Annotated in this window: 18 protein-coding genes and 2 tRNA genes; all 20 read right to left on the bottom strand. The window is 43.5% G+C overall.

Annotation, left to right across the window (positions count from 1 at the left end; genetic code table 11):
• Nucleotides 1-61: 61 nt before the first annotated feature.
• The gene (locus M1D65_RS00430) at nt 62-955 is read right to left on the bottom strand and encodes a peptidyl-prolyl cis-trans isomerase (RefSeq protein ID WP_276354926.1); all 894 of its coding nucleotides are present in this window, start codon (nt 953-955) and stop codon (nt 62-64) included.
• A gap of 46 nt (nt 956-1,001) precedes the next feature.
• Nucleotides 1,002-1,877 (bottom strand): redox-regulated molecular chaperone HslO, encoded by an 876-nt coding sequence (hslO, locus tag M1D65_RS00425; RefSeq protein WP_038827649.1) that lies wholly within the window; start codon nt 1,875-1,877, stop codon nt 1,002-1,004.
• A gap of 11 nt (nt 1,878-1,888) precedes the next feature.
• Entirely contained in the window at nt 1,889-2,665 is a 777-nt protein-coding gene (locus M1D65_RS00420; protein ID WP_010886388.1) for a type III pantothenate kinase, read from the bottom strand.
• A gap of 194 nt (nt 2,666-2,859) precedes the next feature.
• Entirely contained in the window at nt 2,860-4,773 is a 1,914-nt protein-coding gene (gene ftsH / locus M1D65_RS00415; protein ID WP_003242099.1) for an ATP-dependent zinc metalloprotease FtsH, read from the bottom strand.
• A gap of 97 nt (nt 4,774-4,870) precedes the next feature.
• Entirely contained in the window at nt 4,871-5,413 is a 543-nt protein-coding gene (gene hpt / locus M1D65_RS00410; RefSeq protein WP_003226700.1) for a hypoxanthine phosphoribosyltransferase, read from the bottom strand.
• Entirely contained in the window at nt 5,410-6,828 is a 1,419-nt protein-coding gene (tilS, locus tag M1D65_RS00405; protein WP_456270721.1) for a tRNA lysidine(34) synthetase TilS, read from the bottom strand. The genes hpt and tilS overlap by 4 nt, the downstream gene beginning before the upstream one ends.
• A 103-nt stretch (nt 6,829-6,931) precedes the next feature.
• On the bottom strand, nt 6,932-7,948 hold the full coding sequence (prkT, locus tag M1D65_RS00400) for a serine/threonine protein kinase PrkT (RefSeq protein ID WP_172861397.1): 1,017 nt from the start codon (nt 7,946-7,948) through the stop codon (nt 6,932-6,934).
• The gene (locus tag M1D65_RS00395) at nt 7,914-8,651 is read right to left on the bottom strand and encodes a vWA domain-containing protein (RefSeq protein WP_003243782.1); all 738 of its coding nucleotides are present in this window, start codon (nt 8,649-8,651) and stop codon (nt 7,914-7,916) included. Before M1D65_RS00395 ends, prkT begins: the two co-directional genes overlap by 35 nt.
• Before the next feature lie 84 nt (nt 8,652-8,735).
• Nucleotides 8,736-11,219 (bottom strand): stage II sporulation protein E, encoded by a 2,484-nt coding sequence (gene spoIIE / locus M1D65_RS00390; protein WP_410617794.1) that lies wholly within the window; start codon nt 11,217-11,219, stop codon nt 8,736-8,738.
• 199 nt (nt 11,220-11,418) lie between these two features.
• Nucleotides 11,419-11,490: transfer RNA gene (locus M1D65_RS00385), tRNA-Glu, on the bottom strand.
• Nucleotides 11,491-11,499: 9 nt separating this feature from the next.
• Nucleotides 11,500-11,576: transfer RNA gene (locus M1D65_RS00380), tRNA-Met, on the bottom strand.
• A 168-nt stretch (nt 11,577-11,744) separates the two neighbouring features.
• The gene (locus M1D65_RS00375) at nt 11,745-12,131 is read right to left on the bottom strand and encodes a S1 domain-containing RNA-binding protein (protein WP_003218379.1); all 387 of its coding nucleotides are present in this window, start codon (nt 12,129-12,131) and stop codon (nt 11,745-11,747) included.
• 80 nt (nt 12,132-12,211) lie between these two features.
• Nucleotides 12,212-12,589: a cell division protein DivIC gene (gene divIC / locus M1D65_RS00370; protein WP_003243211.1), complete on the bottom strand. Its 378-nt coding sequence runs from the start codon at nt 12,587-12,589 to the stop codon at nt 12,212-12,214.
• A gap of 17 nt (nt 12,590-12,606) precedes the next feature.
• Nucleotides 12,607-13,242, bottom strand: a complete 636-nt coding sequence (gene yabQ, locus M1D65_RS00365; RefSeq protein WP_021479720.1) for a spore cortex biosynthesis protein YabQ — start codon at nt 13,240-13,242, stop codon at nt 12,607-12,609.
• Nucleotides 13,239-13,541, bottom strand: a complete 303-nt coding sequence (yabP, locus tag M1D65_RS00360; RefSeq protein WP_003226714.1) for a sporulation protein YabP — start codon at nt 13,539-13,541, stop codon at nt 13,239-13,241. Before yabP ends, yabQ begins: the two co-directional genes overlap by 4 nt.
• Before the next feature lie 78 nt (nt 13,542-13,619).
• A complete protein-coding gene (locus M1D65_RS00355; protein ID WP_003226716.1) occupies nt 13,620-13,880 on the bottom strand; it encodes an RNA-binding S4 domain-containing protein in 261 nt (86 codons plus the stop codon).
• Nucleotides 13,881-13,882: 2 nt separating this feature from the next.
• On the bottom strand, nt 13,883-15,352 hold the full coding sequence (gene yabN / locus M1D65_RS00350; RefSeq protein WP_456270720.1) for a bifunctional methyltransferase/pyrophosphohydrolase YabN: 1,470 nt from the start codon (nt 15,350-15,352) through the stop codon (nt 13,883-13,885).
• Nucleotides 15,342-16,940, bottom strand: coding sequence for a putative polysaccharide biosynthesis protein (locus tag M1D65_RS00345; RefSeq protein ID WP_124073496.1), 1,599 nt, complete (start codon nt 16,938-16,940; stop codon nt 15,342-15,344). Before M1D65_RS00345 ends, yabN begins: the two co-directional genes overlap by 11 nt.
• Before the next feature lie 181 nt (nt 16,941-17,121).
• Nucleotides 17,122-17,658 (bottom strand): stage V sporulation protein T, encoded by a 537-nt coding sequence (gene spoVT / locus M1D65_RS00340; RefSeq protein ID WP_003218365.1) that lies wholly within the window; start codon nt 17,656-17,658, stop codon nt 17,122-17,124.
• A 135-nt stretch (nt 17,659-17,793) separates the two neighbouring features.
• The gene (mfd, locus tag M1D65_RS00335) at nt 17,794-21,327 is read right to left on the bottom strand and encodes a transcription-repair coupling factor (RefSeq protein WP_153257183.1); all 3,534 of its coding nucleotides are present in this window, start codon (nt 21,325-21,327) and stop codon (nt 17,794-17,796) included.
• Nucleotides 21,328-21,348: the final 21 nt, after the last annotated feature.

The raw sequence follows: 21,348 nt of genomic DNA, 5'->3' as shown, positions 1-21,348 counted from the left end.
TTTCCGACTATTTGTATTGGTATTATGTATATAATCTATCAATTTCAAAATTTTTTGTCAATCACTTAGTACTTTTTTCCCCATAAAACCAAGATACATCGGCTTCTTTCCAAAGTGTCTTAACTGTCGCTTTATCACCTAGCTGATCCATTGCGATTTGCCGTCTGATCTGGCCCTTTACTTCATCAAATGAGAACGTTCTTGCCTTTAGTTTTTCTTTCAGCTGGATAATGGCATATCCGTTGCTGATCTTTATTGGTTCCTGAGACCATTCATCCTCTTTGAGTGTTTTCGCCTCTTCAATGTATGCTGATGGAATGTTGTCTGATGCCTCTGTGACAAAACCTAAATCTCCGCCGTATGGTGATGTATATCTGTCAGTGGATCTTTCGGCAGCGACTGCTTCAAAGCTTGATCCGCCTTTCAGTTCTTTCAGGACTTCTCTCGCTTCTTCTTCATCTTTTACAACAATGTGCCGAATTCGATACGAATCATCAAACTGATATAGTTCCTTATTTTTATTATAGAATGATTCCAATTCTTTGTTTGAGATATCGATATCCCTTGTTAACAATTCCTCAAGGAGGATATTATAACGAATTTGGTCTTTCCACTCTTTCTCCGTCGTATGTTCATCTTCGTAAAAGGAATTATTGACCGCTTTAATCAGCAAAAACTCACGATCAACTTCGCTTTTGGATATTTTAAGGTTGTTCTTTTTAGCCAGCTGCTCAACAACTCGGACATTGATCATATCTTCAAGCGTTGACTTACCATACTGATCTTCCATTTCTTTTAGCCATTCTTCTCTTGTCACACTCTTGCCCCCGATAGTCGCAATAGACTCACCGGATGACGATGCGCCGGCTTGGGATTTCGTCAGCGTATATGCAACAGCAATACAGCAAACCAACAGCGCCCCTAAAATAATGGTCCAGATTGTTCTTGATTTCAAACCTGCTTTCAGCCCCTTTTCTCAAATTAAAAACCCGCTAAAGAGCTTAGCGGGTAGTTTGGTCACGAAGCCCTTCCAGCTCTTCTTTTGTAAATAAGTACTTTTCATTACAAAAATGGCATACTGCTTCGGCTTGTCCATCTTCTTCTATCATATCTTGAATTTCTTTTTTGCCTAGTCCTAAAATGGCTGTTTCGAACCGTTCTTTTGAACAAGCGCAATGGAATCTGACAGGCATCGTTTCCAAAATCTCAGGTTTCTCGCCTAGGACTTCTTCTAAAATTTCTTCTGGTGTCAGCCCTTTTTGGATGAGCTTAGAAATCGGCTCTACTTGAGATAGACGCTGTTCAATTTTTGTGATTGTTTCATCATCTGTTCCCGGCATCAGCTGAATAATAAAGCCCCCTGCCGCAAGAATGGTATTGTCAGGATTCACGAGCACACCTACGCCCACTGATGAAGGAACCTGCTCAGATGATACAAGATAGTAAGTGAAATCATCGCCTAATTCTCCTGAAACGATTTCTACTTGTCCTGTGAAGAACTCGCGCAAACCTAAATCTTTTACGACACTTAACGTTCCGTTTGTTCCAACCGCACGTCTGACATCAAGCTTGCCTTGTTCATTTAAATCAAAATGAACTTGCGGGTTAGAGACATAGGCTCTGACTTCTCCTTTGGCATTGGCATCAGCTACAATAGCTCCGATCGGACCTCCGCCCTCGATTTTCACAGTCAGCTTATCATCGCCCTTCAGCATAGCGCCGAGCATAAGTGAAGCTGTCATTGTGCGGCCCAATGCAGCGGATGCTGTCGGCCACGTACCATGGCGTCTCTGCCCCTCATTTACCATATCAGTCGTTCTCGCTGCATAAGCCCGAACTTTTCCGTCATACGCAAGTGCTTTTACTAAATAATCCATTACTAAACCTCCTATACACTTCCTACGCGGTTTCTTTCATAAATCAATTCCAGCCCTTTTAGGGTTAAGAATGGATCAACGATGTCTATACAATCTGATTCGTTCGCAATAAGCGGCGCCAGGCCTCCTGTCGCAATGACCTTTGGTTCCTGTTTTGCCTGCCATTTCATTCGCTTAACGATTCCTTCCACTTGGCCGACATAGCCAAATAAAATCCCAGATTGCATCGCGCTAACAGTGTTTTTTCCGATAATATTGTCGGGCCGGGTGATTTCGATACGCGGAAGCTTTGCTGCACGCGAGTAAAGCGCCTCTGTCGAAATTGTAATCCCAGGGGCAATCGCCCCGCCCATGTATTGTTTGTTTTCATCAATATAGCAGTACGTTGTGGCGGTTCCGAAATCGACAACAATTAATGGATTGCCGTATAAGTGTATCGCAGCGACAGCATTTACGATTCTGTCTGCCCCCACTTCTTTCGGATTGTCATATTTTATATTTAAACCGGTTTTCATACCTGGACCAACAATTTGCGGCTCGATATGAAAGTATTTTGTGCACATTCTTTCTAACGCAAACATGATTGGCGGCACTACTGACGAAATAATAATGCCATCTATCTGTTCAAACATAAGCCCTGAGTGATCAAATAAGGAGCGCAAAATCATCCCAAACTCATCTTCTGTTTTATGCCTGCTTGTTTCTATACGCCAGTGATATTCTAATTTTCCATCATGATATACACCAAGTACAGTATTGGTGTTCCCCACATCGATAACCAGTAACAACCTCTATCACCACTTTTGAATAGTTTCTCTACTTTACTTTTTACAAACATTCTACAATACCATACACGATCAGCGGCTCATTTGTAAACAAATCGATACCAGAATTGGATGATTGTAAAAGCCGCTGCTGAGCCCATCATTTACATAAAAAAACTGCCAGCGTCAGCCGGCAGTTTTTTTAGAAAGAAAGCGAATTACTCTTTCGTATCGTCTTTCTTTTCTTCTGTTTTTGTCAGAATGTTTACTTTCACATCATCGTTCTTTTCATCATCTGAGAAATTACGCTCAGGTAATGTTCCATGATCGACAAGGTGTTTGATTTGTTCAGCGTCAAGCGTTTCAACTTTCAGAAGCGTTTGGGCAATCAATTCAAGCTTGTCACGATTTTCAGTCAGGATTTGTTTCGCACGCTCATAACATTCTTTGATGATGCGCTGAATTTCCTGATCAATTTCGTAAGCGATTTGATCACTGTAGTTCTGTTCGTTGTTGAAATCACGGCCTAAGAATACCTGACCGCCCTGAGACTGTCCAAATTGCAATGGTCCCAGTTTTTCTGACATACCGAATTCCGTAACCATTCGTCTTGCAATATTCGTCGCACGCTGGAAGTCATTGTGTGCCCCTGTGCTGACTTCACCGAAGATAATCTCTTCAGCAACACGTCCGCCCAAGAGGCCGACAATTTTATCAAGCAGCTCCGGCTTTGTTTGGAAATAACGGTCTTCTCTTGGCAGCATAACAGCATAACCGCCAGCCTGGCCCCGAGGAACAATCGTTACTTTATGAACCATATCTGCCTCATCTAAAACGAGACCGATAACGGTGTGTCCGCCTTCGTGATAAGCCACGATATTGCGTTCTTTCTTGGAGATAACGCGGCTCTTCTTAGCGGGTCCGGCAATTACACGGTCCGTCGCTTCGTCAATATCACGCGCATCGATTTTTTTCTTGTTTTGACGAGCCGCTACAAGCGCAGCTTCATTCAAGAGGTTTTCTAAGTCAGCGCCCGAGAAGCCTGGTGTTCTCATGGCAATTGATTTTAGGTTAACCGTTTCATCCAGCGGTTTGTTTCTCGCATGGACTTTCAATACAGCTTCACGGCCAATGACATCTGGACGGTCCACTGTAATTTGACGGTCAAAACGTCCCGGACGAAGTAAGGCTGGGTCCAAGATGTCCGCACGGTTCGTCGCAGCAATGATGATAATTCCTTCATTAGCGCTGAATCCGTCCATTTCAACAAGCAATTGGTTTAGCGTCTGTTCACGTTCATCGTGTCCACCGCCGAGACCAGCGCCACGCTGGCGTCCGACTGCGTCAATTTCATCAATGAAGATCAAACAAGGCGCATTCTTTTTCGCATTTTCAAACAAGTCACGCACACGGGAAGCACCGACCCCTACAAACATTTCAACGAAATCAGATCCGCTGATGCTGAAGAAAGGTACGCCGGCTTCTCCTGCACAAGCCTTGGCAAGCAATGTTTTACCGGTACCCGGAGGTCCGACTAAAAGCACGCCTTTTGGTATTCTGGCGCCGAGCTCGGCAAACTTGCGGGGATCTTTCAGAAACTCAACAACTTCAACAAGTTCTTGCTTTTCTTCGTCAGCCCCTGCAACGTCTTTAAATTTGACGCGTTTCTTTTCCTCTGTATACAGCTTCGCTTTACTCTTGCCAAAGTTCATGACACGGCTGCCGCCGCCTTGAGCCTGATTGAGCAGGAAGAAAAACAGAATAAAGATAATGACAAATGGGATGATGGTCGTCAGGAACGTCACCCATCCGCTTGTTTCTTGCGCGGGCTCAACCTTTACGTCTGTCTTTTTCAAAGCGTTAAATATCTGGTCTGCTCCCTTTCCTTCAGGAACATGAGTCAAAAAGTATTGATCTTTGTCGTAGTTTTTCAGCTGCCCTTTTACCTCATAAACACCTCTGACAGGCTGAACCGATACGCTATCAACTTTCCCGTCATCCAGGTTTTTGATGAACGTACTGTACGACATATTTTCTGTTTTCGGATTTGAGGTCTGGAAGTAGCTCACAACCCCGATTACTACTAATAAAATAAGTAAATAAAAAATGGTATTACGGAAGACCCGATTCATTCCTTACCTCCTCCCACAGTAAGCACAACTATGTTCAATAGTACCATAGAAAATCATTCCAATACAAACAATAACCATCTCGGAAGCAGGCTGCCGATCAGCTTTCATAAACTGCCGGTTTTAACACTCCGATATAAGGCAGATTGCGATAGCGCTCAGCATAATCAAGTCCGTAACCCACTACAAACGCGTCAGGAACTTCAAAACCGACAAAGTCTGCTTTGATGTCCGCTTTTCTTCCGCTCGGTTTATCCAAAAGGGTAACAATCTTAATTGATTTTGCTTTACGGTATCGGAAGAGCTCTACGAGATAACTTAAGGTTAACCCACTGTCGATGATATCTTCAATAATTAAGATGTCCCGGCCCTCTACAGATGTATCCAAATCTTTAATGATTTTTACTTCTCCAGAAGAAACCGTAGAATTTCCGTAGCTTGATACATCCATGAAATCCATTTCCAAATATGTATCAATATGCTTGATAAGATCCGCCATAAAAGGAAGTGCTCCTTTTAACACACCGATTGCCAACGGAAATGTATCTTGATACTCGCTCGTTAATTCTGCACCTAACTCTTTTACTTTCTTTTGTATCTCTTCCTCTGAGATCAGTACTTTCTCGATATCATGTTTCATCATGATTTTGCTTGCCCCCTACACTTTTCATGCTGTCTATATTGTAATACAATGCGGTCGCTGTTTGGAATCACAAGATCTTCAAAAATTGATTTTTTCAAGCCAGGTATCCAGATAATTTCACCGCTTGCGTCCGTCACAATCGGCCAGTTGTCTCTTTCTTGGAGAGGCAGTTTCTTATCAATAAATATATCCTTTACCTTTTTTGAGCCGTTCATCCCTTTTAGTTTGATCCGGTCTCCAGCTTTTCTCGTCCGGATTGTTAAGGGAAACCGCACCTTTTTTTCACTTGTGATAAAAACAGCATTCCCATGTTCTTCAGGCGAGTCCGCATAATGCCTTGCCTCTATCAGATATCCATTAGGGAGCACTGCCGTTTCATCAGAAGCTCCGCTAATTTGGTATTCAAAGGGAACATTTTTGCACTGCCATTGTTCAAATGTAAACAAACATGTCTGATATGATTTGACCACCTTCAGTCCTTTCGGAAAGTCCAGTACTCCTGAAGAACCGCCATTTTCCGCCCAATCGAGAAACTGCTGAATGTGATGGGCCGAAAAGGATGATGGAACGTTTTCATAAAGATAGTTTAATATTAGTTGAACTCCTCTTCTTTGTAAAGGCATCGGGAGGGCAAGCAATTGAGAGGAATTGATTTCAACTGATGTATTAGACTGGCTTGTGATTACTTTATTCATTTCATCTTTCGTTAATGACTGTAAGAATTGCTCATCTTCCGTCAGTGCTTCACTCACTTTCTGAAACCTTTTATGCACATCCGGAGATTCCTGCTTCAAAAACGGGAGCACTGTTTTTCTGAATCTGTTTCTTGTGTAGTCATCTTTGGCGTTGCTTTCATCCGTCCGGTAGCTCAAGCCGTTTTCACGGCAATAGTGAAGGATCTCTTCCTTTGTAATGGGTAAGAACGGCCTGATGATCCGCCCCGTCCCAAAACGTCTAACCGGCTGCATTCCCGCAAGTCCCGTTCCAAGCGTACCCTTAGCCAGTTTCATAAGCATTGTTTCAACCTGGTCATCACCATGATGCGCAAGAGCCAGATAGTCCGCTTGGTGCTTCGACATGATTTCCTCAAAAAACTGGTAGCGGCAATCGCGTGCTGCAGCCTGCTTATTGAGTCCTTTTTCCTGTGCATATGCGGTTACATTGATTTGAGCCGTTTCGCACACGAGCTGTTCAGCTTTACAATAAGCTTGGACAAAACGCATGTCCTCCTCGGATTCCGCACCTCTGAACCGATGGTCAACGTGAGCTGCAATAACATTCGCTGAACGGCCGCATAACGTATGCAACGCGTGAAGAAGAGCCATTGAGTCCGGACCGCCGGAAACGCCTACAATGATTGTCGCCCCTTTTAACGTAAGATTGTGTTTGTTAAAAAAATCTTTGACACTTTTCACAATGTCCTCCTCACAATGAGCAGGTATTTTAAAGATATTCATATCCTAACACTTTCAACCCCTCCAAGCAAAGAAGAAGCATAGGCTCTGCAGTTTGCGCCATTCAGATTAAGAAAAAGATAATATAGGCGAAATAAAGCGCTAAAACACTGATCACGATAAGCGTTGTTTCAAATAACCCCCCCGACTTAGCCGGTTTCTGTTTTGGGGTATATCGCGTCTTCGTTATTTTTCCTTGGCGCGGTATTTGCTGTCTTTGTCGTGTGGCAGGCTGCGGTGATGCTTTTATAGGCTGTTTTCTTTGTGATGCTTTTTGCCCCGCGTCTAGCATATCCTTTTTCATTTCATCTGCGGATTGATAATCTCCGTTCAAGGCTGAAAAAAGCACTTTTTTATACTTTTGAAGCAGCGGGTTTCCTTCGATGAGAGACCTAAGCTGTTCTTTGGGCTGGTTCGTTTTCTTAAATTCTTTTTTATGCACACTGTTGATCATAATCATGGCAACTGCGAACAGATCATAGGATGGCTCTGCCTTTCTTGTTCCATACCCCCAATAGCCTCTGTCATAAAACTCCGTATACTCTTTTATCGCCCGGCCTTCCTTTGTCGTGCCGCCCACATCAATGCAGCGGATCCTTGCGGGCGGACCAGTTACGATCAGATTATCAGGTTTAAGATCGCCGAATATCCATCCTTGCTGGTGAAGCACCGATAAGCTGGATAACAGCTGAATCATTAATACCGGTATCCACTCTGCTCCTTTATCACTGACATACTTCAAAAGCAGCGGCCCTTTTATGTATTCCATTGCATAAAATGAAACTTTCGTATTGGCACTGGGAATATAGGCATCATCCGTATCAAAAAAAGAAGGCCCCATCGTAACGGACTGGGCCTTTGAGAAAGATTTCAAGACATTCACTTCAGAAGTAATAGACAGGCTGTCATCACTGACCTTTAAGGCAACATGTCCATCTGATGTTTCTGCCAAATACACAATTCCATTGGCCCCTTTACCAAGCTGTTTACGCAATGTATAAGTGTTTCCATTCCACTTGCCTTTGATTGTCGTACCCGGCTTGAGGCTACATGCCAAACTCGTCAAAGCGTCGTTCATCATCTGCCAGCATGCCCCTTCTTGAGCGTATTTTTTCAAACTGCAGTGTCGCTTCACGAATCGCCGGACCTGTCGGCGTGATGCCGCCTGTCGAAAGCTTTGCAAAGAGTGTGGAAAGAGATTGCAGCTTCGGTGTCCAGTTCAGCACAAGCTCGACCTCTTGTTTTTTCCCGGGAAATATACACATCGCAAATTCGTTATTCCCGATTCGGGAATTGAGGCTTACAGACAAATCAATCAGCGCCTCTTTTACTGTTGGAAGCTTTGGCGCCATACTTGCACTTGTATCAACAAGAACCAAAACCTGAAGATGCACCGTTTCTCCAAGCTCGTCTACCACTTCCATGACTTCGCCGCGTTTTTCCGGAGAAAGCTCTTCCATTTCCACATTCTTTCCGAGAATCTGTTTCAGTTCTTGATTGACTACACCTTGTAAGGTTTGCGTCATCGCTTTTTTTGTTACCATTTGAACAGTTTGTGAAAGCTGAGATGCATAAACGACTTGGTGCACGCCTCCTCCGGCAAGTGCAATCCCTTCGACTTCCTTCATTGCCTCAGGGTCAATTTGATTTTCTTCCATTATACCAATGACATTTACCGTAATCCCCTGCTCTTTAGCAAAAGCAGCCATTGCAAGCGGGTCTTCCCCATGGTTTGAGCAGCCATCCGTTATCAGCAAAATTTGATTTAAATGTCCGTTGTTCACATTCATTCCTCCTGGAGAATACGAGGATTCTCAGATTCATATATTCCCATCTTCGCCAGAAGAAATTTGATTTATACGGAAGCGTTATGAAATTTCTTGTTTGTTTTGAAAGATTGCCGGAACAGGAATGGATGCCCACTTCGGTGTATTGTGATCAATCCGGACGACAACAACAGTCATATCGTCCTCAATTTGGCCGGATCTTGTGCGGATGACTTCTTCCATAAGCAAATCGGCAATCTCCTGCGGGTCATTTGTTTTCAACCCTTTCATTTTACGTTTCATCCATAAGTCGTGATTTTCCACATGCTTAGGCCCCTCAAAAATGCCATCACTCATCATAATTAAGAGGTCACCCGCTTTCAGCTGTTCACTCACAACCTCCACATCGAATTCATTAATAATACCGATTGGCAGATTGCTCGCTTGAACTTTCATGACCTGGTCACCCCGTTTGATAAAGCTAGGCGTCGATCCAACCTTCAAAAATTTACAACTGGCATCTTGAAGATCGATAATAGATAGGTCAAGCGTGGAATATATTTCGTCAGTTGTCCTTAGAGACAGTATGCTGTTGATCGTTTTAATTGCTATTTTTTCATCAATGCCCGATTCAAGGATTTTTTCAAGAAGCTTGATCGTTTCATTGCTTTCAAAGTGCGCTCTTGCACCATTGCCCATTCCGTCACTGATTGCTGCAGCATATTTTCTGGCTCCAAGCTCCATCATGCTGTAGCTGTCACCGGAGACAAGGCCGCCGCCCTTCGCAGCGTGAGCAGCTCCCGTGGACACCCTGTATGATTTTGTTGATCCAAAGGCGACATGGCTGTATCCATTCGGATGCGGAGAGTGCTGTTCGGCTTTCACAAGAATTTGTTCTTCCAGAATGTCAGAAAGCATAGGAGCAATGATTTTTTCACTTTCTCCATGTCCGCTGAACGGAATGGTCATTTCAATATCGATATTTCCTTGTTCAAGACTATAGATCTCGACATGCTGAATCTCAATTCCGAAATGCTGAAGCGCTTCTATGATTTGCTCTTCCTGCAGAAAGTGCTGTTCTCGCTCTCTTTTTATTTCCCGAGAAAAGTCGGCCATAACCTCAGAAACGCCTAAAAGCTGTTCAGCAACAAGGCGCCTGCTGTCTTGGACTTTTTTCTTGAGTGTCAAATGGGCATGATGATGTGCGAGCTCATCCTCAATCAGCTCTTCAACCTGCTTGGATTTAGAACAATACTGTTGAAACTCTTTTTTCAGCCTTCGGTTTGATGCATATTCTTTTTCCTCTGTTTCAAGCATAACTTGTTTCATTAAATCATATGTTTTATCAAAGTTCTGTACCCAGCACCTGTTTTTCTTGTAGCACGTCTGACAGGAATGCTCCGTGATTTTGCTTAAGAACAGATCAACTTCGCTGTCATCTGTCTGTTCATCTGACGCTTGATAAAAGGTTGCAAAGCTTTCAGACAGCGCGTGAAATACATTGGAGAACTGGTCTACCTTCTGAGCAGTGACATCACGGATTTTTCTAGCGTATTGCTGTTGCTCTTGAAGATGCTCGACAGTTCCCGGAATATATCTCGCCACTTTCCTTGTAATAGATTGAGGTGTGAGCAAAAACAGGCCGACTGCGATTAATGACTCATAGAGCGTTGTCATCAGACCGGCAGAGCCTTCACCATATAAAGATATAAGAAGTGATCCAACGATCAAACCAATTGCTGCACCCGCTTTTTTCCCTTCCTTCAGCAAACCGCCCAATAAACCGGAAAAAGCAAGCAGACTCATTTGATATAGGTTTCCGATATTCGCCAAGCCAAGAATCAGGCCGGTCACAACACCAACCGTACAGCCGATGCTTGCTCCGCCAATAAAGGAAAAACTCAACACAACATAACGAGCCAATATATGTTCTGCCTGCATCCCTTGGTAGGACAAGCCAGCCAGCCCTGTTAAAACAGAGGCAATAAGAATCATAAAGCAAATGATTTCCTCTATTTTTAATGATTGTTTCACTTTTTTCACAGTAAAAATCGGAAGGCTCTGAAGGAAAATCAGTGTTAAGATAAACGATAGTCCAGCCTCAACGATAGCCATTACATAATCATAGGTTGTAAATACGCCATTTTGGGCATAAACAAACCCGGCTCTTGCTGCAGCCATGGAGAAGAACACGACAATCGGGAGTGCTTTAACACGATCGTCGGTAATAAAGGCAGCCACTTTAGAAAATACGAAGAATGCCAGCAATGCCGCCAGTATGAGCAATGAGTGCTTTGGAGATATTGTCAGCGCACCTGCAAGCACAGCCAAAACCGCATAAAACGCTTTGTCTCTTCTGATAAGAAGCATCGCTCCAAAGAAAGGAAGTGCGAAAGGAAGCACCTCGGATAATATGAAAGCCCGTCCAAGCAAAAATCCGATGACAACATAAATGAATCCTTTATAGAAAAACAGTGAATGCAAATGATGAGTCACCAGCTTCGTGCCCCTGTTAAAAAACGATTGGAGTTTTTCCAAAGCTTGTCCCGTCATTGGCCCGTTCACTCTTCTTTCTGCTTTTTCCATTCCTCTCATCTCCCACCTGTTATATTCGTTGCCTGTCATTATAGCGAAAGCACAGATAGGATTTTGTCAAAAGAAGGTAACAATACCAAAGAAATCTTCGACGGTTTCTGCCCTGATATTCGTTTATGAGAAGAATTTCCGGAATGTTGTCTAAAAATGAAAAAAATCGGCTTCTGCAAGAGAAACCGATTTTTTAGGATGACCCGTACGGGATTCGAACCCGTGTTACCGCCGTGAAAGGGCGGTGTCTTAACCGCTTGACCAACGGGCCAAACAAATATGGTAGCGGCGGAGGGGATCGAACCCCCGACCTCACGGGTATGAACCGTACGCTCTAGCCAGCTGAGCTACACCGCCATATTGTTTTGTGCTTCTAAGCACAAGTTATATAATACAAAGGTTTGTCTCTTTCGTCAACAGAAACTTTAATGTTGTAATTTTCTGACTCTTAAAGAGGATGAGGATAATAAAAAAGCATCCGTCGGGATGAACGGATGCTTCATTTATTTTATAGAAAGCAGCAAGTTATCCTCTTCTTGCTCCGCGCCCTCCACGTTTTGATTCCGTATTGCGTTTTAAAGATGACAAGCGATCTTCGCTGTCTTTTAAAAACTTATTCATTTTCTGTTCAAAAGATTCTTTCGGACGGAAATCATTTCTAGGTCTGGCTTGCGGACGGTCTTTAGCTTTTTTAATAGATAAACCAATTTTCCCGTCTTTTTCAACGTTGATGACTTTCACTTCAACTTGGTCGCCGACTTTTAAGTGGTCGTTAATGTCTTTGACATAATTATCAGCTACCTCACTAATGTGAACGAGACCGGTTGAGCCTCCAGGCAATTCAACAAATGCTCCAAAATTTGTAATACCTGTAATTTTCCCTTGCAACTTGCTGCCAACTTCAATCGACATAAAAAAAGTGCTCCTCCTTAGGCTTATAAAAAGATCGTTTGCTTAATTATACCTAAATAAAAATTTAAGTGTCAACAAGGCTACTTGCTCTTCTTCTCCACATTGAAGATAATTTCTCCGTCTCCAGACATGAATAAGTCCCTTCTGGCAAGCTCTGTGACGTAATCCTCATCTTTCAATTTGGATATTTCTTCTTTTAAATCCGTTTGTTTTGTCTTTAAACTTTTGAGTTCTTTTTCAAGCTGTTCTTTCTTTTCTTCTTTTGCACTAAGGGAAGATGTTTGGGACCATACAGAGCTTGCCAGCACAATTGCCGTCAGGAATACTAGGGCGCCGAATACAGTTAACCGTCTGTACAGCCCTTTGCGTCTTCGTTTCTTCAGCTGATTTTGCCGTTCTACTTGTTCTTTATAGTCGTTTTGTATTTCAGTTATCGTTCGTTCCCTGGAAAAATTCAAACCAGATGGTCCTCCTTTCATTTCTTCAAAAACCGTGTAATGGTCGTTCTTATGGTTATCAATAGTTTCTTCTTCTTTTTGAGAAATCCTGCACCTTTTTCAAAATAACGTCTAAAAGTTAGACGCATTTTCACAGGAAGAAGTTTCAAACATTGTTTCGCGATAAAACGGATCGGAAAACACAGAACCATGACTATTTTATATAGACACAGCAGGAGAAAACCTATCAGGCTGTATGTTTTCTTGAATAAAAATGCCGCCAGCCAGATGATCGCTCCGCATGTCCACACAATAGGACGAAATAACACGTGCTGAATGAGTTTTTTGAAGAATTGATAAACAGAAACAACAAGGTAAATGAAGAATTTCAGTATTTTTATATAGATTCGTTTGCAAAGGCTCTGATACGTCGCAACGCCCAGCAGAACCGCTAAAAAGATGTAAATCCTGAATTCTCCCTCATTTACATGAAGCAAGACATAAAAGAAAAGCAGCCCTTGCACAATCCAGAAAAGAATATCATGAATAAATAATAGCCATCTGGCTGTTTTGGCACGAATGACAAAGAGCCGGTATGTATCAAGCGAAGCACCAAGCCAGAGACCCATACCGGACATCGCCAGCATTGTATAGAATTGTGTCGTCAGCGTCATTTAAACAACTTGCTAAAAAACCCTTTAGCTTTATCCCCTTGTTGTTCGTCTAAGTACACTAAATCAAATACCCTGCCTTTAATCGAAACAATCCCTTTTTCCACATCAAGATTTTTCATCTGCAGGTTTTGGCCTCTGACGGAGAGCATTCCCATCACCGTTTCCAGCAGGAATTCTTCGTTATCAAAACTCTCCACATGCTTAACCCCAGAAATATCTAAATGCTTCCGGCCTTTCATTGTCACATCATGTTGTTCCGGAACAGACGAAGAACCTTTTTGATCATAATATGAATTCATCTATTCAGCCCCCATATCCTCGATACTTTTAGCATTATTACTGCATTGTATGAGGTAGGGGATTTTTTTAGAACAAGCCTATTCGCCGAGTTTTTCTTCTTTTAGAATCGTGTACATGTTTGCAGCTTCTTCTTTTTTCGTCGTGTCTTTCAATTCATTAACTTGAACCGTTACAAGCTTTTGGCCGAAGCGGACCGTTAGTTCATCTCCCGGTTTTACGTCAGAGCTTGCTTTAGCTTGGTTTCCGTTAATAGAGATTCGTCCTTGGTCAGCTACTTCCTTCGCTAGTGTACGCCGTTTGATCAGCCGTGATACTTTCAAAAATTTATCTAATCTCATATCTATGATCTCCTCTCAGTTTCTTTTGCTTCATTCCACAGTTTGTCCATGTCCTCAAGGGACATATCAGCCAACTCGACTCCCTTTTCCTTCGCTGTTTCCTCAATGTACGAGAAGCGTCTCCGGAATTTGTCATTAGTCATGGTCAGCGCTTCCTCTGGCTCTATTTTGTAGAAGCGGGCTACATTCACCAGCGCGAACAAAATGTCGCCAAACTCAGCTTTAAGATTGTGGTCGTGAGGAGCTTCAGAAACCTCAGAAGAAAATTCCTTCATTTCCTCACTTACCTTTTCCCAAATATCGCTGACGTCTTCCCAGTCAAAACCGACCTTCGCTGCTTTTTTCTGCAATTTAGCAGCTTTCGAAAGAGCTGGAAGGGTTTTCGGTACGCTGTCTAGTAACGATGATTCAGATGTATTTTTTTCGGCCTTTTTTATATCTTCCCAATTGGCCAAAACATCGTTTTCATCCTGAACCTTAACATCTTTAAACACATGGGGATGTCTTCGGACCATTTTTTCACTGATTCCTTTTATGACATCATCAATTGTGAAATAACCTTCATCTTCACCAATTTGCGCGTGAAGCAAGACCTGAAGCAAAACGTCGCCAAGCTCTTCGATCATATGGTCTGTGTCTTCTTCGTCAATAGCTTCGAGAAGCTCATAACATTCTTCAATCATGTACTGTTTTAATGACTGATGCGTCTGCTTTTTATCCCACGGACATCCATTAGGTCCGCGAAGCTCTCTGATGATGCTTCGGAACGTGGAGAATTCGTGATAAAGCAGCTTCTCTTCTTTAATCGGCGGAATATACACACTTGTTAAGTTGTTCAAGGCGACATTGCGGTCCAGCTCAAATAATGGCACTGTCTTGATCTCCTCGCCACGGCTGCCTGCTGCAGTCACAATGACGACCTCATAATCATCAGGCAGCTTCTCCATCAATGTCAGCTTGACTTCAGAAGCCGTCATTTGGTCGTAAACCTGACATATGATCAGATGATGTCTGAGCTCAAGCTCATCCGCAGACAATGTGCCGGCATCCACAAATTGAAAACCTTCAATCGGGTCAATTTGCAAGGCATTGAATGTGGCATCAAGGAAACTTTGTCCACCCGCGGCTTTCACTTGAACGTTTTCCTTTTCCTGCCGCTCCGTCAGCAGCTGAACTGTTTTTTCTGCGACAAAAGGGTGCCCCGGCACAGCATAAACCACGTCCTCACGCCGCGCCGCTTCAAAGAGGATATCAGCAATTTCTTCATATACCGCCTCGAACTGATCATGTTTCTCATATATATCATCAAAGAAACGGATGTTCTTCGTTTCTTTTTCAAGCTCCTCAATTAAAGGATGATCCTTGGTTCTGACATACAGCGTATCTGCCTTCGTCAGCAGCTTGTGTATACCAATTGTCAACTGGTCCATGTCTCCGGCACCAAGTCCCACGACTGTAATTTTACCCACCATTTTGTTCTCTCCTTCTCATGAATTTGCTTAACTTGCTGCCGAATGGCACACTGTTCAGCTCTTCATCTGTAAATATTCCCAATCTCATCATACAATAAATAAACATCGCGCCACCAATGGCAACAGCAGAAAGACTCTCAATCACAGCAACTCCTCTTCCTGTAGCAGGAAACAAAAAATTCCAGAAACGCATATACGCAAGCAAGACAGCTGACATCAAAAGAGCAGATCCAATAATCGGAATCAAAACGCCTCTAAGCTTATCGAGCCATTCCTTTTGCCGAAGCTGATACAAGTTGAGGCCGGCGACAGCCGCAAAGGAAGCCGCTGTCGCAAGCGATGCGCCTTCAATCCCATAGCGCGGAACCAAAAGTGTGTTTAACACCCATTTCACTGCAACACCCGCGCCCACCGCTATCGCAGGAAAAACTGTGTATCCCGCTCCCTGTAAGACTGCCGCTGCCGTTACCGCCAAGGATGCAAACAAAATGGAGCAGCTAAATACTTGTAACGCACCTGTCCCTTCTCCATTTTGAAACAGCATGATATTTACCGGCTTTAGAATGCAAATCAACCCAGCCGATGCGCCTGTACCGAGCACAAGGCATAGTTTCAAAGATGACGTGATTTTTTCTTTCATGATCTTCAGCTCTTTGTTTTTTACAGCCATAGAAATATACGGAACGAGTGACGTCGCAATGCTTACGGCAAAAACTGAACCGAGCTGCAGCAAGGGTTGCCCCCGATCATAGATCCCCTTTAGGCGTTTTGCTTCTTCGCTTGCCTCACCACCCGAAAGCAATGCATATAAATTCAAAGCATCAACAAGCTGGATAAACAAAAGCAGCAAACTGCTTACACAAATTGTAACCGAATATAAAAGCAGTTTTTTCGTCAATTCTTTTGTTGTGATGACATTTTCGTTTTGCCTATCCGTTTGGTTGTCTCTTTTCGTTTTGAACCAAAAAAACCCCAGTATCATCAATGCAACCAAACTTCCGGCAAGAGAGCCTGAAGCGGCTGCCGCTCCCGCAGTATAAAGCGAGGCTCCCTTTTTCACGAGCCAAAATGATAAACCCAAGAGCACCGCAACACGCAGAAACTGCTCTGTCATCTGTGATAAGGCTGAAGGGAGCATTTCGTGCCGGCCCTGAAAACCGCCTCTAAGCAATGCGACAAATGGGAACAGCAGAAACGCGTACGCGGTCACTTGAATTAACACGGCTAGATGCGAATCCCCCATAAAGAGTGCAATAGGAACAGCACCCAGATATAAACAAAGAAATAATAAAATACCGATTAAAGACAAAAATAACGCTGATATTTTTAATATGGTGTGATGATTTTTTTCACTATAATCATTCATCAGCTTTGAAATAATGACTGGAAATCCTGATGTGGACAGCATGACCGCAATACCAAGAAAGGGATATACCTGCTGATATATATAAAATCCAACATCGCCGACAATGTTTTGAAACGGGACTCTGTAAACAGCGCTTAAAATTTTTGTGATGACGCCTGCCAGAATTAAAACAAAAGCCCCCTGCCAAATCCAATGCCGTTTAACGCCTATTGAATCGTCCATCCAAAAGCTCCTTCCCAACGTCAGGGGCAATACGGTTCACGTATTACCGCGGCACAAATAAAAACGAGGTTATTATACCACATCCCAACCCTTGGATTCCTTTTTCCGCACGCATGAAAAAGAACAGCGTCCCAAGGAGAGCTGTTCTTTACATACCTATTTTCGAAGAAAGGAATAAGACCTACTGTTCCATTTGACGAGCCAAAAATCCAGCTGCTGTTTCAACGGCTTTATGCTCTACTTCGCCCATTGTCTGATCTTTTGAAAAAATCACCACAGCACCTATCGGATCACCGTTCGCCACAATTGGGCCGACAGTATAAGAATTCATGTCCTCATCAATTCCATTCACAAGCTGTACTGATTTCGCATCACTCTCAAGCACGGAGCTGCGCTGATCCATTGTTCTTTCCAGCATTTCGCTGATTGACTTGTTTAAGTAATCTTTTTTGGAGCTGCCGGACACGGCAATATATACATCACGATCACAAATCAGCACTGAATGGCCGAGGCTGTCGTAAAGCGCGTCTGCATACTCCTTTGCAAAGTCTCCAAGCTCACTGATCGGAGAATACTTTTTCAAAATCACTTCTCCGTCACGATCTACAAAAATCTCAAGCGGATCGCCTTCCCTGATTCTCAGAGTTCTTCGAATTTCTTTAGGAATCACGACCCGACCTAAGTCATCAATACGACGTACGATACCGGTTGCTTTCATCTCTGGTGCCTCTCTTTCATTTGATGGTATATACATGTGGGAAAGACCTAAAGCAGTTACTTTATGTACCTTCCGCCTCGCTTGAAATTAGTATCCGTCACATCAAATGTAATATACACCAGAGAGTAACAAAATTTACGTTGATGAAATGGTTTGCTTCTTCACATCTTTTAAGCCCTTCAGCATGCCCAGCACGGTGTCGAGCCATTCATCAGCACTACGGCCTTTCGTCTGTATGGAGATTTTGAGTTTTTTCCCTTCCATTCCCAGTCCGATTTGTCTGCCATATTGATTGCCAAGCTCAAACAGCTTCTGCCCGTCAATTTCAGCACTTGCTTCTTCAGAAATCGTCAATCTGACAGCATCTTTATCCTGCTTAATCAGCTCGACACGTTCCTGTCTCGCATAGACTTTCATTTCTGCAACAGTAAACAAGTATTCGACTTCTTTTGGATAGTTTCCAAAGCGGTCGATCATTTCATCTTGAAGCTCATTCTTCTCTTCGATTGTCGCCACAGACCTGAAGCGTTTATACATATCAATTTTCTGTTTGCCGTCTTGAATATAAGTTTCCGGAATATACGCATCAAGCTCGACATCAATTTCTGTTTCAAACTGCTCTGTCTTCGCTGTGTCTCCTTTACGCTCCTCAATGGCCTCCTTCAGCATTTGTGAATAGAGGTCAAATCCGACCGAATCGATGAAGCCATGCTGCTGGGCACCAAGAAGATTCCCGGCTCCGCGAATCGTTAAGTCACGCATTGCGATTTTAAAACCGGAACCTAGCTCTGTGAATTCTTTAATAGCCTGCAGCCTTTTTTCAGCCACTTCTGTCAGCACTTTATCCCGGCGATACGTGAAGTACGCATACGCCACACGGTTAGAACGGCCGACACGCCCCCGCAACTGGTAAAGCTGAGAAAGTCCCATCTTGTCGGCGTCAAATACGATCAGCGTATTGACGTTCGGGATGTCCACGCCAGTTTCGATAATGGTTGTGCTGACGAGAACGTCTGATTCTCCTTCAAGGAAACTTAGCATAACGGTTTCTAATTCATTTTCTGTCATTTTCCCATGCGCATATGCTACCTTCGCGTCAGGGACTAGCATTGAAATTTCATCCGCTTTCCGCTCAATGTCCTCTACCCGGTTGTACAAGAAATAGACCTGGCCTCCGCGTGCAAGCTCACGTTCAATCGCCTCTCTGACAAGAGCGCCGTTATATTCCACAACATACGTCTGTACAGGGAAGCGATTTTCCGGCGGAGTCTCGATGACTGAAAGGTCCCTTACGCCAAGCATAGACATATGCAACGTACGCGGAATAGGTGTTGCTGTTAACGTTAATACATCAACATTGGCTTTTATTTGCTTGATCTTTTCTTTATGGGTTACACCGAAACGCTGCTCTTCATCAATGATGAGGAGCCCTAAATCTTTATACACGACATCCTTTGATAGCAGCCGATGCGTCCCGATGACGATATCAACTGTTCCGTTTTTCAGCCCTTTGATTGTTTCGTTTGCTTCTTTTCTCGTTCTGAACCTGCTGAGAAGTCCGATATTAATCGGATAGTCCTGGAAGCGCTCTTTTATGGTTTCATAATGCTGCTGTGCCAAAATTGTTGTCGGAACGAGCAGAGCTACCTGCTTTCCGTCACCGATCGCCTTAAACGCGGCACGTATGGCAACCTCTGTTTTACCGTAGCCCACATCTCCGCACAGCAAGCGGTCCATCGGACGTTCTCTTTCCATGTCTTTTTTGATTTCGTGAATCGAACGGAGCTGATCATCAGTCTCTTGATAAGGGAAAGCCGATTCGAATTCACGCTGCATCTCATGGTCAGGAGAAAACGCATAGCCCTTGCTCGCTTCTCTTTCGGCATACAGCTTAATTAAGTCGTCAGCAATATCCTGAACGGATGTCTCTACTTTTTTCTTGACCCGCTTCCATTCACTTCCGCCTAATTTATACAACTTTGGCTCTTTTCCTTCGGAGCCGACATATTTTTGGACCTGATCAATTTGTTCTACAGGAACGTAAAGCTTGTCACTGCCCTGATAATGTATATTTAAATAGTCTTTATGAATGCCGTTGATTTCAAGAGTTTCAATCCCCAGGTATTTTCCGATCCCGTGATTAATATGAACGACATAATCTCCAATTTGAAGCTCAGAATAGCTTTTGATGCGCTCTGCATTGGTAAGCTTCTGTTTTCGCGGCTTCTTCTTTACACGGTTTTTGAACAGTTCTTCTTCCGTGATAACGGCAAGCTTCATTAACGGCAGCTCAAATCCCGATTGGAGCTCGCCTTCCATGATATAGACCTGTCCCTGAGCAAGCGCTTTTTTGCTGTCTGTCATGGCGGCCTCGATATCATAATCAGCCAAAACAGATGACAATTTCTGTGTACGTTCCTTATTTGCTCCTAAGAACACAACAGTGAAATTTGATTTTTTAAAACGCTCCATTTCGCCCGCAAGCACGTTCATTTGGCCATGGAAACTCTGCATTTGCCGGCCTGACACATTGACGATATTTTGCGGGCTCGTATGGTGTACATGCCGCAAAAATAAAGAGTAGTACAGCAGAGGCCGTTTTTGGTCAGCCACTATTTTTTGGAAGCTGAATGACAAACGAATGTCATGCAAAATCTTCCCTTCCTCAAGAAGATTTGTGATAAACTCCGCTTCTTCTTTTTGAAGCTGTTCTTCCATCTCATGAATCCGACTGACTTCATCCAAAATCAGAAGTGTATTATCAGGTGTATAATCTAGTAAACTAGCAGGCTTTTCATAGAAATATGAGAGATACTTCACGAGCTCCTGATCTGTCTGGCCTTCAGACAAGCGTTCTTTATCGTGAGAAATATTCGCATGAAGTATTTCTTTTTGTTTGTCAGCCTTTAATTTTTTCAAGCTCGCGGCAAGACCACTATCGATTTTCTCCATCGCCCGCGCTTTTTCTTCCGGTCTGATAATTAATTCCTTCGCGGGACCGATATTGATTGAGGTAAGGGTCTCAATTGACCGCTGATCATCTGAATTAAAGCTGCGGATTGAATCCACCTCGGTGTCAAAAAGTTCAATTCTCACCGGATTCTCTGAAGTCAACGGATAAATGTCAATGATTCCCCCGCGAATACTGAATTCCCCGGGCGCAGAAACCATATCAGACCGCTCATACCCTACCTCTATCAGCCGTGAGGCAAGCTGGTCAGGTTCGATATCATGGCCTACTTGAATGAGCATCTGGCTGCTTTTCCACACCTCAACAGGCGGCAGCATTCTTCTGATTGCCGCTACCGGAGCAACGACAATTGGCGCTTCTCCATTCGTTAGTCTATTAATGACATCTAATCGCTGCGCCCGCAATTCAGGGCTTGCAACTGCGATTTCTGATGAAATGAGTTCATTGACGGGGTACAAAAGGACTGACCGATCCTCTAGAAGTGAAGTCAGATCATCTGTTACTTTCTGGGCTTGATATAAGTTATGGGTGATGAGAAAGATAGGCTTATTCGTTTCATTAGCCAGAGCAGAAGTAAAAACAGAACGCGCGGAACCCGACAGACCCGCGAGCAGCTGTTCCTTCAGGCCCTCGTGTAAACCGTTGATGATGGATTTAAAGTCATCGCTTTCTTTTATAAAGGTTTGAATGTTGTCCATATGACCCCTCCTCTCTGTTTC

Source organism: Bacillus sp. JZ39, assembly GCF_053903145.1.
This window is presented reverse-complemented; position numbering and strand designations above follow the sequence as displayed.